Origin of the sequence: Galbibacter sp. (genome assembly GCF_048266365.1) — a bacterium.
Lineage (GTDB): Bacteria > Bacteroidota > Bacteroidia > Flavobacteriales > Flavobacteriaceae > Galbibacter.
Map to the genome: position 1 here is coordinate 527042 of NZ_JBLWZP010000002.1, position 15071 is coordinate 542112.

The 15071-nt window shown below is 37.6% G+C and carries 14 protein-coding genes; 7 read left to right on the forward strand and 7 right to left on the reverse strand.

All coding sequences use genetic code 11. The features are described 5' to 3' along the window. Genes cls through ACN0TV_RS05200 form a run of 3 tightly spaced genes read right to left on the reverse strand, consistent with a single transcriptional unit; the run spans position 1 to position 3105 of the window. Positions 1–1455, reverse strand: a complete 1455-nt coding sequence (cls, locus tag ACN0TV_RS05190) for a cardiolipin synthase (RefSeq protein WP_417360792.1) — start codon at positions 1453–1455, stop codon at positions 1–3. After that, entirely contained in the window at positions 1455–2411 is a 957-nt protein-coding gene (locus ACN0TV_RS05195) for a lytic transglycosylase domain-containing protein (RefSeq protein WP_417360794.1), read from the reverse strand. The genes cls and ACN0TV_RS05195 overlap by 1 nt, the downstream gene beginning before the upstream one ends. A 43-nt stretch (positions 2412–2454) precedes the next feature. Continuing rightward, positions 2455–3105, reverse strand: coding sequence for an alpha/beta hydrolase (locus ACN0TV_RS05200; RefSeq protein WP_417360795.1), 651 nt, complete (start codon positions 3103–3105; stop codon positions 2455–2457). 212 nt (positions 3106–3317) lie between these two features. On the opposite strand from ACN0TV_RS05200, the gene ACN0TV_RS05205 reads away from it, so the two are divergent. The 3 genes from ACN0TV_RS05205 (at position 3318) to ACN0TV_RS05215 (ending at position 5630) form a co-directional block, all read left to right on the forward strand. Further along, on the forward strand, positions 3318–3611 hold the full coding sequence (locus ACN0TV_RS05205) for a GNAT family N-acetyltransferase (RefSeq protein ID WP_417360797.1): 294 nt from the start codon (positions 3318–3320) through the stop codon (positions 3609–3611). 146 nt (positions 3612–3757) lie between these two features. Beyond that, positions 3758–4345, forward strand: a complete 588-nt coding sequence (locus tag ACN0TV_RS05210) for a Crp/Fnr family transcriptional regulator (RefSeq protein ID WP_417360799.1) — start codon at positions 3758–3760, stop codon at positions 4343–4345. A 103-nt stretch (positions 4346–4448) separates the two neighbouring features. Beyond that, positions 4449–5630 (forward strand): MBL fold metallo-hydrolase, encoded by a 1182-nt coding sequence (locus ACN0TV_RS05215; RefSeq protein ID WP_417360801.1) that lies wholly within the window; start codon positions 4449–4451, stop codon positions 5628–5630. Between the two features lie 78 nt (positions 5631–5708). On the opposite strand, the gene mtaB is transcribed toward ACN0TV_RS05215, so the two are convergent. The 3 genes from mtaB to ACN0TV_RS05230 form a co-directional block, all read right to left on the reverse strand. Then, on the reverse strand, positions 5709–7043 hold the full coding sequence (gene mtaB / locus ACN0TV_RS05220; protein ID WP_417360803.1) for a tRNA (N(6)-L-threonylcarbamoyladenosine(37)-C(2))-methylthiotransferase MtaB: 1335 nt from the start codon (positions 7041–7043) through the stop codon (positions 5709–5711). A 143-nt stretch (positions 7044–7186) separates the two neighbouring features. Further along, on the reverse strand, positions 7187–8362 hold the full coding sequence (locus ACN0TV_RS05225; protein ID WP_417360805.1) for a GlmU family protein: 1176 nt from the start codon (positions 8360–8362) through the stop codon (positions 7187–7189). Between the two features lie 160 nt (positions 8363–8522). Further along, positions 8523–8774, reverse strand: coding sequence for a type B 50S ribosomal protein L31 (locus ACN0TV_RS05230; protein WP_324301950.1), 252 nt, complete (start codon positions 8772–8774; stop codon positions 8523–8525). Positions 8775–8956: 182 nt separating this feature from the next. On the opposite strand from ACN0TV_RS05230, the gene ACN0TV_RS05235 reads away from it, so the two are divergent. The 4 genes from ACN0TV_RS05235 to ACN0TV_RS05250 all read left to right on the forward strand — a co-directional run bounded on the left by ACN0TV_RS05235 (position 8957) and on the right by ACN0TV_RS05250 (position 14193). Further along, positions 8957–9478, forward strand: a complete 522-nt coding sequence (locus ACN0TV_RS05235; RefSeq protein ID WP_417360807.1) for a DUF4199 domain-containing protein — start codon at positions 8957–8959, stop codon at positions 9476–9478. Between the two features lie 40 nt (positions 9479–9518). Next, positions 9519–10466, forward strand: coding sequence for a glycosyltransferase family 2 protein (locus tag ACN0TV_RS05240; protein ID WP_417360809.1), 948 nt, complete (start codon positions 9519–9521; stop codon positions 10464–10466). Between the two features lie 48 nt (positions 10467–10514). Next, complete coding sequence (locus tag ACN0TV_RS05245) at positions 10515–12233, forward strand: phospho-sugar mutase (protein WP_417360811.1); 1719 nt, start codon at positions 10515–10517, stop codon at positions 12231–12233. Between the two features lie 136 nt (positions 12234–12369). Then, entirely contained in the window at positions 12370–14193 is a 1824-nt protein-coding gene (locus ACN0TV_RS05250) for an ABC transporter ATP-binding protein (protein WP_417360813.1), read from the forward strand. Between the two features lie 13 nt (positions 14194–14206). Here ACN0TV_RS05250 and ACN0TV_RS05255 read toward each other — a convergent pair whose 3' ends face one another. After that, entirely contained in the window at positions 14207–14911 is a 705-nt protein-coding gene (locus tag ACN0TV_RS05255) for a DMT family transporter (protein WP_417360815.1), read from the reverse strand. Positions 14912–15071: the final 160 nt, after the last annotated feature.

Here is a 15071-nt window from a genome sequence, read left to right on the forward strand (position 1 = left end):
TTACAATAAAGGCGCTAAAAGCCTAAATAAAGATTCGAGCAGGCGTTGCATTACACCTCGCCTTTCCCAGCGATTGACATCGATTAGAGAACTGTCCTTTAAATCTTTCATAAACAAGCCTCGCATCTGAACTGCGGTATCACCATCGTACAACATGGCGTTTACTTCAAAATTCAGGTGAAAACTCCTGTTATCCATATTAGCTGTTCCAATGGTTGAAAACACATCATCTGCGACAATGGTTTTGGCGTGTATATTACCTTTCTCGTAGAAATATATCTTAACTCCTGCTTTTAAAAGTATCGCTAAATACGAATAGGTCGCATATTTAGCAATACGAGAGTCACAAGTTTTCGGTATAAGTAAACGCACATCTACCCCACTTTTGGCAGCTGTAATCATAGCTAAACTAATTTCTTCATTAGGGATAAAATACGGTGTTGTCAAATACACATAGCGCCTAGCTGAGTTGATTGCAGTAAACATTGCTTCCATGATATTCGACCATTTCATATCTGGACCACTACTGATGATTTGTATTGGCAATTGGTTGGTTTGTCCAGATTTAGGAAACCACTTCTCCTTTACTTCTACACTCTGATCGGCAACAAAGTTCCAATCCAGCAAAAAATACAATTGAAGCATTCCGGCAGCCTGCCCATGAATTCTAAGATGTGTATCCCTCCAATAACCACGATCAGGAGCGTTGACATATTCATCTGCGATATTAATTCCCCCGACATAGCCTATTACCCCATCAATGACTATTATTTTTCGATGGTTCCTATAGTTAAATTTAGAAGCAAACCGCGGGAAGTATATCGGCATAAATGGGTAGATTTCCACTCCTGCTTCCTTTAGCTTATTCAGGCTTCCCCTACTTAGAGAACTTCCCACTGAATCGTAATTCACCTTCACCTCCACCCCTTGTTTGCTTTTAGTACATAGATGCCCAATAAGCTCAGATCCGATTTCATCATCCTGAATGATGTAGTACTCCATATGAATGGAAGAGGTCGCATTTTGAATATCATCAAAAAGACGTTTAAACTTCGCCTCACCATTAACAAGTATTTCGGCATGATTATAAAGGGTTACAGGTGAATAGCGCTGCTCGTCAATCAATCTAATTATTTTGGTATTTCCATCAAGAATCTTTGAGGATATATCATAAGCTTTATCCTCAAGTAACTCCAATTTTTTTGTCCATTTCTGTACATTGGTTTGATTCAGTAGCGCACGTTTTTTAAACATTCTAAACATGCGGTAATCCTGACCGAAAAAGTAATACACAATTAACCCTAAACCAGGAAACACAGCTAAAACAATAATATACGAAAGTGTTTTAGTTGGATTAATGTTTTTCAGGAGTATCATAATTATAGCCACTAATGCCAAAATATAGTGGACTCCAACTAAGATCTCCCATGTGTGATCTTTAATAAAGTTCCACATTATTTCAATGGCGGGTAATACCCTTCTTTAGGAATTTTGATGATGTACTCCTTTCTAGAGGCATTATTTAAATAATCATCTCGTAACCATGGGTTGTGAATCTTTAAGGTTTTGTATGAGATTCCAAATTTCTTGGCGAACTTCGGAAAATTGCTCACTGCGGTATCTACAGTTACTTCGTTTACGGGAATATTTGTATACAAGTCATCCTGGTCAAAATTAAAGCCATAGGCTTTTGGGTTCGAAAGAATTTCTTTAATCGCTAAAATTCTAAAGACATATCGGCTCGTTTCCTCACCTAGAAGCACATTGTAATACCCTTCAATTTCTTGACGCTCCAACTGTTTTGCCATACCATAATTACCAGCATTATATGCAGCAGCAGCCATGGTCCATGTACCAAATCTTTCTTTAGCTTTCTTCAAGTACACACAGGCTGCCTCAGTAGACTTCTGAATGTGATAACGCTCATCTACATTATCATTGACCTCCATACCGCGTTCCTTGGCTGTAGCCTTCATCAATTGCCAGAAACCAGTTGCTCCAGCTGGAGATACCGCCTGAGTAAGTCCACTTTCTATAACAGCTAGATATTTAAAATCATCCGGTACGCCGTGGAATTTAAGGATCGGTTCAATAATAGGAAAATATTTATGGGCTCTTTTTATGAGTAAAAGACCATTAGATTGCCAATACGTATTGACCAGTAATTCTCTATCCATACGCTCTCTTACATCAGGGTCTTCAACAGGCACACGTTCACCAGCAAAATTAATTCCAGCAGGGATTTCCAGTGCATAGACATTATAATCCTCTACCAAACTTAAACTATCAACTTTTGCTTCTTTAGCATTGGCAGCAGTTTGTGGTACCCCAGTACTCTTTACTGCATTGATAAAAATTGCTGCAACCCCAATCACTGCAATTACAACTACTACTTTCTTAATTCGATTCATTTTCCCCAAACTTTAACGTTAACTAATTCTATAATATACAAATTTAATCTTCAAACAACCCCGGTAGATTTTCGTTAAACCACTTATACTTATTTATAATCATAACATGCGTTCCGCCTTTTACAGACACACATCCCTTGATATGAGCAAATGGAAAAACCATATCGTTTTCGCCATGAATATGAACGGTATTCGGCAGAGCTTGTTGTTGATCCCAACGAATAACTTTATCTATAGCCCAATCCAAATAATACTTATCCCTTACCGAGAGATATTTGTCATACAAATTTAATCTTTTTACAACAGTATCACCATAGGCGTACTTGACGATTACATCCAGTTTATACACCAAAGAAGTTGGTATTAATCGATGTAAACCTGTATACTTTGCCAGAACCATTCGTCGAGGTAATTCATACTTAGTTTTCACACTTGAGATCACCACAATTTTTTTCACTTTGATAATCTTAGCAATTTCTTGTACGATAATTCCACCAAAGGATACACCAACCACAATTGGATTTTCGTGTTTAATACCTAAAATCAGACGTTTAACATAATCTTTTAAGCTTTCTTTTTTCTCTGGAATTATCCACTCCAAATAATGCATTCTATATTGATTCTCAGGAAGTTTAATATGTTCAAATATAATTGGATTCGCCGCCATTCCAGGCATGAAATACACATGGGTCATTGCTCTTCGTTTAGTTTATACACTGAAAAATAGATAATTAGCCATTTTTATAGTATCTTTGCTGTGCTAAAGTTATGTATTTCTTCATCAATAACGCAAAACGACCTTATTAAATTAACTCACTAAGAGCCGTTTCTAAACACGAATTAAAAAGATGTGAAGAATGTGTGTTAAGGTTGACAAAATTTGACAAAAAAGTAAAATTCACAATAATGAATGAAGTAGTAATTAACAACAATGAGTTCTTGCGTCAGTACGAAACGAAGATTGCTGGAAAATTAGCTAAAATCGAGTATGCGTCACAAGAGCGTAAAGTTTTTTTAACCAAACTGGTAATCCCAGAGGAGGTTACCGACCCTGAATTCAAAGATGAATTCATTAGAACTGTACTTAAAAGTATTGAAGAGAGAAACCTAAGTGTAGTACCCACTAGCCCCCAAATTGCCGGTTTTCTTAGAAAACACAAAGAATTTAAGTGTCTGCTCCCAGTCGGGATCAGAATCTAAAATTAAAAAGGCTGTTTATTTAAAAACAGCCTTTTTAATTTTAGATACCCAGCTGCCATTCATTTAATCAAGCCCAAGTCTATTACTCGGTTTTAAAACACATTGAGATCGAAGACTTTCTTACCCTTTTAGACTATCTTTAACCAATGGATACATTCGCTCCCATAATAGATTATGTTTCAAGGTATGTTCAACTTACAGACGAAGAGACTGCCCTCTTTCGAACTTTTTTAAAAATTAAAAGAGTTAAACGAAGACAGTTTATAGTACAACCCGGATTTATATGCAAACACAAGAGTTATGTATTAAAGGGGGCTTTCCGAACCTACCTAGTGGATCATAAGGGCAAAGAGCACACTCTAGCTTTCGCTGTAGAGGATTGGTGGGTCTCTGATTACAGTAGTTTGATTTATCAAGAACCAGCGACACTTTTTGTAGAGGCCTTAGAAGATGCTGTCCTGGTACAAATTGAATACGACGACGAACAAACTTTCTTAAAAGAGATCCCCAAATTAGAGAAATTTGAACGTATCATCACCCAACGTTCATTGGCCTTTCAGCAAAAGAGATTATTATCCAATTTCACTCAGACCGCTGAAGAACGCTACCAAGAGTACATGCAAAAATATGCGGCAATAGCCAACAGAGTTCCTCAATATATGCTGGCTTCTTACCTTGGATTCAGCACTGAATACTTAAGTAAAATTCGCAATAAGCGAACTTCCAAAAGTTGAAATAGTTCAAGTATTTTTCCTAAGCTAGTTCATTTTTCTTTATTCAATTCATCCGCAACTTTGCAGTGTCAATAATGATGAATTAATTGAAAAATATTGAAAAATGAGAACAATCAAAACAAAAACAGCTGGATTACATTACCGCATTTTAATACTGCTTTTATTAGTGCTTAATTCGTATGCATACCCTGTAAAGGCACAATCCTCTACCCGCGTATTCCATATCCAGAATTACTTTTCGGAGGTGTACTTAGTAGAAAACAACAACAAATTGGTTCTAATAGAAACCGGAGTTCCAGTAGAAGGTTATGCCGACTCCTTAGCACAATCTATTGAGGATTTAGGTTTTAAAACAGAGCATATTGCATTAGCCATAGTTACCCATGGCCACGGTGATCATGCCGGAAACGCACACTACCTGCAAGAAACATTTGACATCCCCATTGTTGGTAGCCAATTCGATTTTGAAAAATTCACAAGCGGTAAAACTGAGCTTGCTAAAAGTAAAGATGTAAGTATTTGGGGAACGCGATTACGACCAAATATGGATATGGATTATCCTGCATTTACACCAGATATTCTAGTAGGCACAACTGAAGTCGATCTAAAGAAATTTGGCATTGATGGTAAAATTATTCCATTAAAAGGAGGCCACACTCCGGGCGGCTTAACGGTCTTAATTGGAAATCAATTCTTTATTGGGGATGCCTTTATCGGTACCTTTGCACTTGATGGAGCAAGCTTGGTGCCCGATGATCATCATGTCAGAGAACATTTCTATCATGAGAATACCACGGTAGCAGACCAGGTACTAGAAGTGATTGAGAAAATAGCTAAGGCGAATAACGTAACAAACATTTACCCGACCCATTTTGGTCCTGTTACCACAGCTGGACTCTCTAAATATATCAATGAAAAACCCATATTAAAAGAATTATCAAAACTTCAAGCAAGTTTACTTAAAGAAATTGAACATGGCGACAGTGATGTCGCAAACACCTTGCTCTCAAAAAACTTTAACATCATCACCCCTTATGGACAGCAGTTTGCAAAAACCGACTTTATTCAACAGCGAATTACAAGTCCAAAAACAAAAATAGAAACGGTTTCAGCTGAAGATTTCAGAATCGTTAAGGCCGACAATAATACGGCTATAATGACCTTTCTGAAAAAGCTGAAAATAACAAACAAAGAGCCACAAAACATCTATGCAACAGCATTTTACACAAAAATAAAGGATCATTGGGAGCTGGTATTCGAACAAGATATGCTACAACAGCACTAAAACCGCTTTTAAGTACATCCGTTTAAAACGCAAATTTGGCATCTACATCGTCTTTTACGGCGATGTTTTTGTTTGTTCTTATACTACAGCCCTAACCTCTTCTAAGAATTCAATATTTAGGATACCATCCTCAGCAATACCGGTAAGTTTTACCCTGTGAAGAGTGTTGACCAATTCTGGATTCCAAGGCAACTTTACCTTGACGTAGTTTTGAGTAAACCCGTGAATATATCCTTGTTTGTTTTCCCCTTCGAATAAAACGGTTTGTTCTGACCCTACTTGACTTTCATAAAAGGCACGACGCTTTTTAACTGAAAGCCCTCTAAGCATCTTACTACGCTTATTACGCACTTTTTGAGGCACGACACCCTCCATATCCACTGCTTCCGTATTATCACGCTCAGAATAGGTAAATACGTGCAGATAAGAGATGTCAAGGTTGTTTAAGAAGTGATAGGTTTCTAAGAAGTGCTCATCAGTCTCTCCCGGGAATCCTACGATCACATCTACTCCTATACAAGCATCAGGCATCACTGTTTTAATTTTTGCAACCCTATCCACATAAAGCTCTCTTTTGTAGCGACGCTTCATCTTGGCTAAGATCTCATTGCTCCCACTCTGTAGTGGTATGTGAAAATGCGGTACGAAAGTTCTACTTGAAGCCACAAAATCAATGGTTTCATTTTTCAGAAGGTTTGGCTCGATTGATGATATTCTCAATCGCTCAATTCCCGGTACCTCATCCAAGGCTTTAACGAGTTCAAAAAAGGTGTGTTCATGTTTTTTATTTCCAAATTCCCCTTTTCCGTAATCTCCAATATTAACCCCGGTGAGTACAATTTCTTTAATACCTTGCTTGGAAATCTCTTCAGCATTCTGAAGGACATTATCCAAACTGTCACTCCTGGAAATTCCTCGTGCTAATGGAATTGTACAGTAGGTACATTTATAATCACAGCCATCCTGAACTTTCAAAAAGGCACGAGTTCTATCCCCTATTGAATAGCTCCCCACATAAAAATCGGCCTCTTCAATTTCACAACTGTGAACTTCTCCAAAATCATTTTTAGAAAGGTCGTTGATATAATCTTTAATTTTAAACTTCTCGGTGGCTCCCAAAACCAAATCCACACCATCAACATCAGCTAACTCCTCCGGTTTTAACTGAGCATAGCAACCAATGGCTGCAACAAAAGCCTCAGGATTGATCTTTTGCGCCTGCTTGACTATAGTTTTAAACTTCTTATCCGCATTCTCGGTAACTGAACAGGTGTTGATCACATATATATCTGCTTTTTGTGAGAAATCAACTCTATCAAACCCTTCATCGGTAAACCCGCGAGCAATAGTTGAAGTCTCCGAAAAATTAAGTTTACACCCTAAGGTATAAAATGCCACCTTTTTAGCTTCCATTTGAATAAATTTAAACCTTGAAAAACAGTTAATTATGCCTTTTTAAAAAAGCGCACAAATATACCAACTAATTTAGAGTAATAAAAGAATATACTGAGATTTCAGTGGCTTAAACCTATAACAGCATCAATGGCAACGGCGTATTAATTTTTACGCCACTTGGCAGACTCATCAAAGATATGGTTCAAAATTTTCTCATCCTCTGAGGTAAAACAAATACCTCGTCGTTCCATCATTGCTTTGGCGGTCTGAAATGCTTTTTCCGGCTTGTATGTTGTAAAACCTGCAGCACCACCCCAGCTAAAGCTCGGAATAAAGTTACGCGGATAGCCACATCCGTAGATGTTAGAGCTTACCCCTACAACGGTTCCCGTGTTAAACATCGTATTGATACCACACTTACTGTGGTCACCCATCATAAGTCCGCAAAACTGTAATTGTGTTTTGGCAAAACTTTCTGTTTCATAACTCCAAAGCTTTACTGTAGAATAATCATTTTTAAGATTGGAACTATTGGTGTCAGCCCCTATGTTACACCATTCTCCAAGCACTGAATTACCGAGATAGCCTTCATGGCCCTTATTAGAATTTCCGAAGATTACAGTGTTGGTGATTTCTCCACCCACTTTACATCCAGGCCCTATAGTGGTAGGTCCGTAAATTCTAGTTCCCATTTTAGCAACCGAACTCTCCCCTAAGAAAAAACCTCCTCGAATCATACTGCCTTCCATAACCAAACTATCCTTTGCTAAATAAATAGGCCCGGGTGATGCGTTTAAGGTAGCACACTCTACTACTGCACCCTCTTCAATAAAAATATTTTCAGGATCGATTACTCTATTATTACTAGGTATAGGTTGACTTTTTCGACCGTGAGTCAACAAATCAAAATCAGCTTGTAAAGCAAGGCCATTTTTGGAAAAGATATCCCAAGTTTGCTGTATCTGAACACACTCTCCATGGTACTCAACAGCCTGATATGCATCAAAGTCTATGTCTTCTTGAGCATCAGTAGTGTGAAATGCAATTACTTCTTCTCCGTGAAAGACTGCTTGATTGTGCTCAAGCCCTTTAATAATCTGTACCAGTTCAATATTTGGTAAATAAGAAGCGTTGATAAGAACATTCTCTTCCATTTCAACCATCGGATAACGACCCGATAAATAGTCTTCTGTAATTGTTGTGGTGGTGTTTCCCAGGAATTTCTCCCATTTCTCTCTAATTGTTAGGATCCCAATACGAATTTCAGCTACAGGGCGCGTAAAGGTAAACGGCAGTAGTGCATTTCGTGATGGACCGTCAAAAAGAATATAGTTCATGATTGGTTTTTTGAGGTAAAATTAAAATTAAAGTATCGATACTGAAAAAGAAATCCGACCAAAAAATTGTTTTACGGTCAAGCGGTAATCTTTTCCATCTAAAAACAAAAAACCTCTGAAATTATTATGTCAGAGGTTTTAAAATAAATATAAAAATTTATTATTTTTTGAACTTGGCGTATTTGTTTTTGAATTTATCAATACGACCAGCAGTATCCACAAGTTTAGATTTTCCGGTGTAATAAGGGTGCGATGATCTTGAAATCTCCAGTTTAACAACAGGATATTCGACACCGTCTACTTCAATAGTCTCTTTAGTATCTGCAGTAGACTTTGTAAGAAAAACATCATCATTGGACATATCCTTAAATGCTACTAATCTATAATTTTCTGGATGTATACCTTTTTTCATCGCCTTATATATTTTTAACTATCTTATTCAGTTCGATTTTTCGAGCTGCAAATTTATATAATTATTTTGAATCCCCAACACTTTTGATCCAAAATTTATGTCACTACATAAATTTCTACTTTTGTGTAACAAATATACACGATTTGATACTAACTTTATAGAAACAAAATCAACTATAAGAAATGGAAAGTACACAACCTACAACCGGGCAGTTTGCCTTAAGATACGGATTATTGCTTGGAGCGGTTACCGTAGTGTTTAGTTTAATGCTCCACTTTATGGATATGCAATACGACCAAGGGATGGCGAAAAACATCATCTCCATTGTTATCCTTTTTGGTATCATCCTATTGGCAATCATCCAGTTTAAGAAATTAAATGATAGTTATATATCAGTTTCCGAAGCCTTAAAAGTAGGCGTGGGAACCGCATTGATTGGAGGGTTGATCGCCGTCGTATATACTATGATTTACGTAAATTTCATCGATCCTAATTTTCATGAACAAATTGCTGAACTAAGCAGAGCTGGAATGATGAAGAATAATCCCGAGATGACCCAGGAACAAATGGATACAGCTATAGAGATGCAACAAAAGTTCTTCTGGGTGACTTATCCTTTTATTTTAATTTTTAATATTTTCATCGGCTTTGTGATATCATTAATCACAGGACTTATCGTAAAAAAAGCGAAAAATGAATTCTAATTTATATCTTTGATCACAGTTATAGTGTTAATTCAGTTTCATGGATATATCAGTAGTAATACCACTACTCAATGAACAAGAGTCTTTAAAAGAATTATACGATTGGATTGCAAAAATCATGCAAGCCAATCGTTTTTCTTATGAAATTATATTTATAGACGATGGAAGCAGTGATCAATCCTGGGAAATTATACAGACACTATCTGTCGACAACTCGAGCGTTAAAGGCATACGTTTTCTAAAAAACTTTGGAAAGTCTCAGGCGCTACACGCTGGTTTTCTTGAATCTAAAGGTGATGTCGTCATTACTATGGATGCAGACCTTCAAGACAACCCAGAAGAAATTCCTCAACTCATTCAGCGACTTAAAAGCGAAAACCTAGATCTTATTTCCGGATGGAAAAAAGTGAGGTACGATTCAGTTTTGGCTAAAAACCTTCCTTCCAAGTTATTTAATTGGGCAGCCCGAAAAACCTCTGGTGTTTATTTACATGATTTTAACTGCGGTTTAAAAGCTTATCGCAAGGAGGTAGTAAAATCTATCGATGTCCACGGTGAAATGCACCGATACATTCCGGTTTTAGTCAAAAATGCCGGTTTTACAAAAATTGAAGAACAGGTGGTCAAACACCAAGCGAGAAAATACGGAAGTACTAAATTTGGGATGGAACGTTTTATCAATGGATTTTTAGATTTAATCACCATTTGGTTTGTGTCTAAATTTGGAAAACAACCCATGCACCTATTCGGAGCTTGGGGAGTGGTAATGTTTATCATAGGTTTTGGATTTGCAGCCTATTTGGGAATTGACAAATTATTTATCAATCCTTATGGCCGTTTAATCGCCTTGCGTCCCCAGTTCTACATATCCCTGATCGCCATGGTAATTGGTACTCAATTATTTATTGCAGGATTTCTAGGAGAACTCATCCTAAGATCCAAAAAACAAGAAAAGCGATACAAAATTGCAGAAACTACGAATTTTTAACCCTCGGGGTATTTCAAACGCCAAGGAATTTAAATATAAGTACAGTAAATGGAAACAGAAGAAATAATCAAAAATGCATCAGCTTGGTTGGCTGACACTTTTGATCCTCAGACTAGAAAAGAAGTTCAACAGCTCATCGACAACGATCCTGAAGAATTAAGAGAGCGCTTTTACAAGAATTTGGAATTTGGAACCGGTGGAATGCGCGGTACCATGGGAGCAGGAACAAATAAAATCAACAAATATACCCTAGGTAAAAACACCCAAGGCATTAGCAACTATTTAAAGCAACAGTTCCCTGATCAAGCATTAAAGGTAGCCATAGCTTACGATTGTCGTCACAATAGTGATACCTTAGCCAAGGTGGTTGCTGATGTGTTTTCCGCCAATGGGATCAAAGTGTATTTATTTTCTGAGCTACGCCCCACTCCTGAACTTTCTTTTGCTTTAAAACACTTGAACTGTCATTGCGGAATTGTTCTTACCGCCTCACATAATCCACCAGAATACAACGGTTATAAGGTATATTGGCAAGATGGTGGCCAAATCGTTCCGCCTCAAGATCACGAAATCATTGATGAAATTGAAAAGCTGTCCTTTGAAGATATCAATTTTAATAGTAATGAAACTCTTATAGAATACATAGACAAAGAAATTGATGAAGCCTTCATTACTGCAAGTGTAGCCAATGCGAGTTTCGACACTAAGAATAAAGATGATTTTTCCGTAGTGTTCACCTCTTTACACGGGACATCAATCACTGTTCTACCCGAGGTTTTAAAACGTGCTGGTTATAACAATGTCCACATTGTAGAAAGCCAAGCCAAACCAGATGGCGATTTTCCAACTGTAAAATCTCCAAATCCAGAAGAACCTGAAGCATTAGCCATAGCTATAGAATCGGCCAACGAGCTAAACGCGGACATGGTAATTGGAACCGACCCGGATGGGGATCGTCTTGGAATTGCTGTTCGGGACAACGATGGTGAGATGATTCTGCTCAACGGGAACCAAACCATGATTCTGATGACGCGTTTTCTTTTGGAGAACTGGAAAAAAGAAGGAAAAATAAATGGCAATCAATTTATTGCCTCTACCATTGTTTCCACTCCAATGATGAAAGTTCTCGCGGACACCTATAAGGTTTCCTATAGAGAGGCGCTGACAGGATTTAAATGGATTGCAAAAATGATTGTAGATTTCCCAAAAGAACAATTTATCGGAGGTGGTGAAGAAAGCTTCGGATTTATGGTGGGAGAATTTGTACGGGACAAGGATGCCATCACAGCTGCCTTATTGGCCTGTGAAATTGCCGCTAACGCAAAATCTGAAGGCAGCTCCTTCTACCAAGACCTCATCGATTGCTACTTGGAGATGGGAATGTATCATGAAAAACTAATTTCCCTGACTAAAAAAGGAATCAGTGGTGCTGATCAAATCAAGAAAATGATGATCCAATTAAGAGAGAATCCATTAAAATCTCTTGACGGCTCAAAGGTGGTTCGCATTGAAGATTACGCGAACTCCACACGCTTAAATATAGAAAGCTCCACTACAGAGACTATGAATATTCCAAAATCCAATGTGCTGATTTATTATACCGAAGACGGGAGCAAAATTGCGGCGAGACCAAGTGGTACAGAGCCTAAAATCAAGTTTTACTTCAGTGTCAAAGGAGAGCTTAATAACGCAGCCCTATACGAAAAAGCGGTTGGTGAATTGAATCAAAAAATTGATCGTATCATTCAAGAGCTCCCATTAGACTAGGGCGCTTGAATCTATTATACTTTTAAACTTTACAAATAGCCCGTTCTAACCAACGGGCTATTGTATAATAAAATGTAAATTTGCAGTCTTATTTCAACAACAGGATATTGCTAATTAATTCAATTGCTCTGATTATATGAATTACTTCAAAAAAATATTGCGCTTTGCGGCACCTTATAAAAGTTATGGTTTTCTCAACATCTTTTTTAATATACTCTACGCCTTATTTAGTTCATTGTCATTTTTAGCGCTTATTCCAATGTTGAATGTTTTATTCGGGCAAACAAAACCTGTAACGGACAAACCTGTCCTGGATAAGATTGGCAACTTCAAAGATTATATTTTTGACTATTTAAATTATTGGATTACCCAGTATGCCGGAGAAGATAAAATGAAAGCCCTAGTGCTTGTGATCTCTCTTGTAATCTCCTTGTTCCTTCTCAAAAATATTTTCAATTATATGGCTATGTACTTTATCACCTTTTTGAGAAATGGTGTATTAAAAGACATTCGAAACAGCCTTTATACTAAAGTTGTACAACTTCCGGTATCCTATTATACAGAAAAAAGAAAAGGAGATGTCATCGCGAGAATCACCTCCGATGTTTTGGAGATACAGCACTCTTTCTTATCCGTATTAGAACTAATTGTAAGAGAACCTCTTACCATTGTATTTACTATTATAGTTATGTTTGGAATTAGCGTGGAGCTAACGCTATTCGTGTTTATTTTCATTCCCATAGCTGGATTGCTTATTTCTAGAATCGGTAAATCATTAAAGAAACAATCAGACAATGTTCAAAAAGAGCAGGGATACTTTCTATCCCTCATTGAAGAAACTCTTGGTGGATTACGAGTTATCAAAGCCTTTAATGCAGAGAACAGATTTATAACTCACTTTAAAAAATCTACAGGTCGCTTCTATAATTTCTCCAACAGCCTGTTGAATCGGCAGAATCTTGCCTCCCCTACCAGTGAATTTTTAGGGATATTAGTCATCGGTATTTTGTTATGGTTTGGAGGCCGTATGGTACTTATAACCGAAACTTTGGATCCCTCATCCTTTATTGCTTATATGGGACTTGCCTATAATATATTAACCCCGGCAAAAGCGATCAGCAAAGCCTCTTACGGTGTTAAAAAAGGAAATGCGGCAGCAGAACGAGTCCTGGAGGTACTGGAAACAGAGAACAACATTAAGGATGCTCCAAACGCCATTGAAAAGAATGATTTTGAAAATCAAATAGTCTTGAACCACATTTCTTTTAAATACGAAGAAGACTTTGTATTGAAGGACTTCAATTTAAGCATCCCTAAAGGCAAAACAGTTGCCTTGGTTGGACAATCTGGAAGCGGAAAAAGTACCATCGCCAATTTGGTCACTCGTTTTTACGACGTTAATAACGGTAGTATTGAAATCGATGGAAATAACATAAAAGAACTTTCTTTAAAGAGTCTGCGTGGTCTAATGGGAATCGTTACCCAAGACTCCATCCTCTTTAATGACACCATTGAAAACAACATTCGCATCGGTAAATTAAATGCAACTGCCGAAGAGATAGAACACGCCGCTAAGATTGCCAATGCCCTGGAATTCATCAACGAATTACCACACGGATTCCAAACTTCCATCGGAGATTCCGGTGGTAAATTAAGTGGCGGGCAAAAACAGCGATTATCAATTGCCAGGGCAGTTCTTAAAAACCCTCCCATCATGATTCTAGATGAAGCTACATCTGCTTTAGACACTGAGAGCGAAAAACTTGTTCAGGATGCCCTGGAAAAAATGATGAGAAACAGAACTTCTATAGTCATTGCGCACCGTCTTTCGACCATACAAAATGCGGATCTTATAGCAGTGATGCAAAAAGGTGTCATCGTTGAACAAGGATCACATCAAGAACTCATGGACAAAAATGGAGTATACCATAAATTGGTAAGCATGCAATCCTTCGGATAAGCGATTGGGTATTTCAAGTAGATTTCGGTTTTACACCTCTGAATACCCTTATATTTTCTATGGCTACTGCGGTTAGAATTAAGGCTCCTCCTATAATGGTATGCCAGGCTGGAAATTCACCCAAAAACAACATTCCCATAAGGATACCGTATATGGGTTGGATACTACTCATAATACTTACGGTGGTAGCACTGAAATACTTGAAACTTTTCAATAACAAGGTATGACCAACGGTGGTGGTAATTAAAGCTAAAAACACAATTCCCGGCAGGGCAATATAAACCATTTTAAAATCCGTAAAATACGATAGTGGGGCTAGTAATACACTAATGACCAGCAATTGATACATCATAAGAACAGAGCCGTTATACTGCTCAACCTTGGGTTTTATCATAATGTTTCGAATGGCATAAAAAAAAGCAGATACCATACCAAAACAAACAGCAATAAATTGCCGGTTCGAAAAATCAATATCAGGGACCAGAAAATACACTCCTGTAATCACTAAGATCCCCAAGATAAGATGGGATTTCTGAAAGGAAGTCTTAAGCACTATCGGCTCTAAAAAAGAAGTGATAACAGGATAGGTGTAAATGGCTAGCATTCCAATGGCTACACTAGAAAGATGTAGGGCATAAAAATAGGTAACCCAGTGAATTCCAAAACAAAGCCCACACCACAAAACAGTATAGGTATCTCTTCCCTTTTCAATTTTCAAACTGTAATTGTTAAATCAACAAACGAGGTACACAAAAAACAAGGCAAAAAAAGATCTGAAAAATATGATTTGTTCTGGCGGAAGGCTTATATAGCGCCCCCATACCCCAGAGGTGCTAATGCAGACGATTGCAAAATTTAGCTGGGTAACTTGCCTAAGG

Bases quoted from the DNA above. Each gene is read 5' to 3' on its own strand.
- ACN0TV_RS05235 (WP_417360807.1), top strand. From the start codon at position 8,957: ATGGAAAGTACACAACCTACAACCGGGCAGTTTGCCTTAAGATACGGA.
- ACN0TV_RS05210 (WP_417360799.1), top strand. From the start codon at position 3,758: ATGGATACATTCGCTCCCATAATAGATTATGTTTCAAGGTATGTTCAA.
- ACN0TV_RS05250 (WP_417360813.1), top strand. From the start codon at position 12,370: ATGAATTACTTCAAAAAAATATTGCGCTTTGCGGCACCTTATAAAAGT.
- ACN0TV_RS05230 (WP_324301950.1), bottom strand. From the start codon at position 8,774: ATGAAAAAAGGTATACATCCAGAAAATTATAGATTAGTAGCATTTAAG.
- ACN0TV_RS05245 (WP_417360811.1), top strand. From the start codon at position 10,515: ATGGAAACAGAAGAAATAATCAAAAATGCATCAGCTTGGTTGGCTGAC.
- ACN0TV_RS05205 (WP_417360797.1), top strand. From the start codon at position 3,318: ATGAATGAAGTAGTAATTAACAACAATGAGTTCTTGCGTCAGTACGAA.
- mtaB (WP_417360803.1), bottom strand. From the start codon at position 7,043: ATGGAAGCTAAAAAGGTGGCATTTTATACCTTAGGGTGTAAACTTAAT.
- ACN0TV_RS05225 (WP_417360805.1), bottom strand. From the start codon at position 8,362: ATGAACTATATTCTTTTTGACGGTCCATCACGAAATGCACTACTGCCG.
- ACN0TV_RS05215 (WP_417360801.1), top strand. From the start codon at position 4,449: ATGAGAACAATCAAAACAAAAACAGCTGGATTACATTACCGCATTTTA.
- ACN0TV_RS05240 (WP_417360809.1), top strand. From the start codon at position 9,519: ATGGATATATCAGTAGTAATACCACTACTCAATGAACAAGAGTCTTTA.
- cls (WP_417360792.1), bottom strand. From the start codon at position 1,455: ATGTGGAACTTTATTAAAGATCACACATGGGAGATCTTAGTTGGAGTC.
- ACN0TV_RS05195 (WP_417360794.1), bottom strand. From the start codon at position 2,411: ATGAATCGAATTAAGAAAGTAGTAGTTGTAATTGCAGTGATTGGGGTT.
- ACN0TV_RS05200 (WP_417360795.1), bottom strand. From the start codon at position 3,105: ATGACCCATGTGTATTTCATGCCTGGAATGGCGGCGAATCCAATTATA.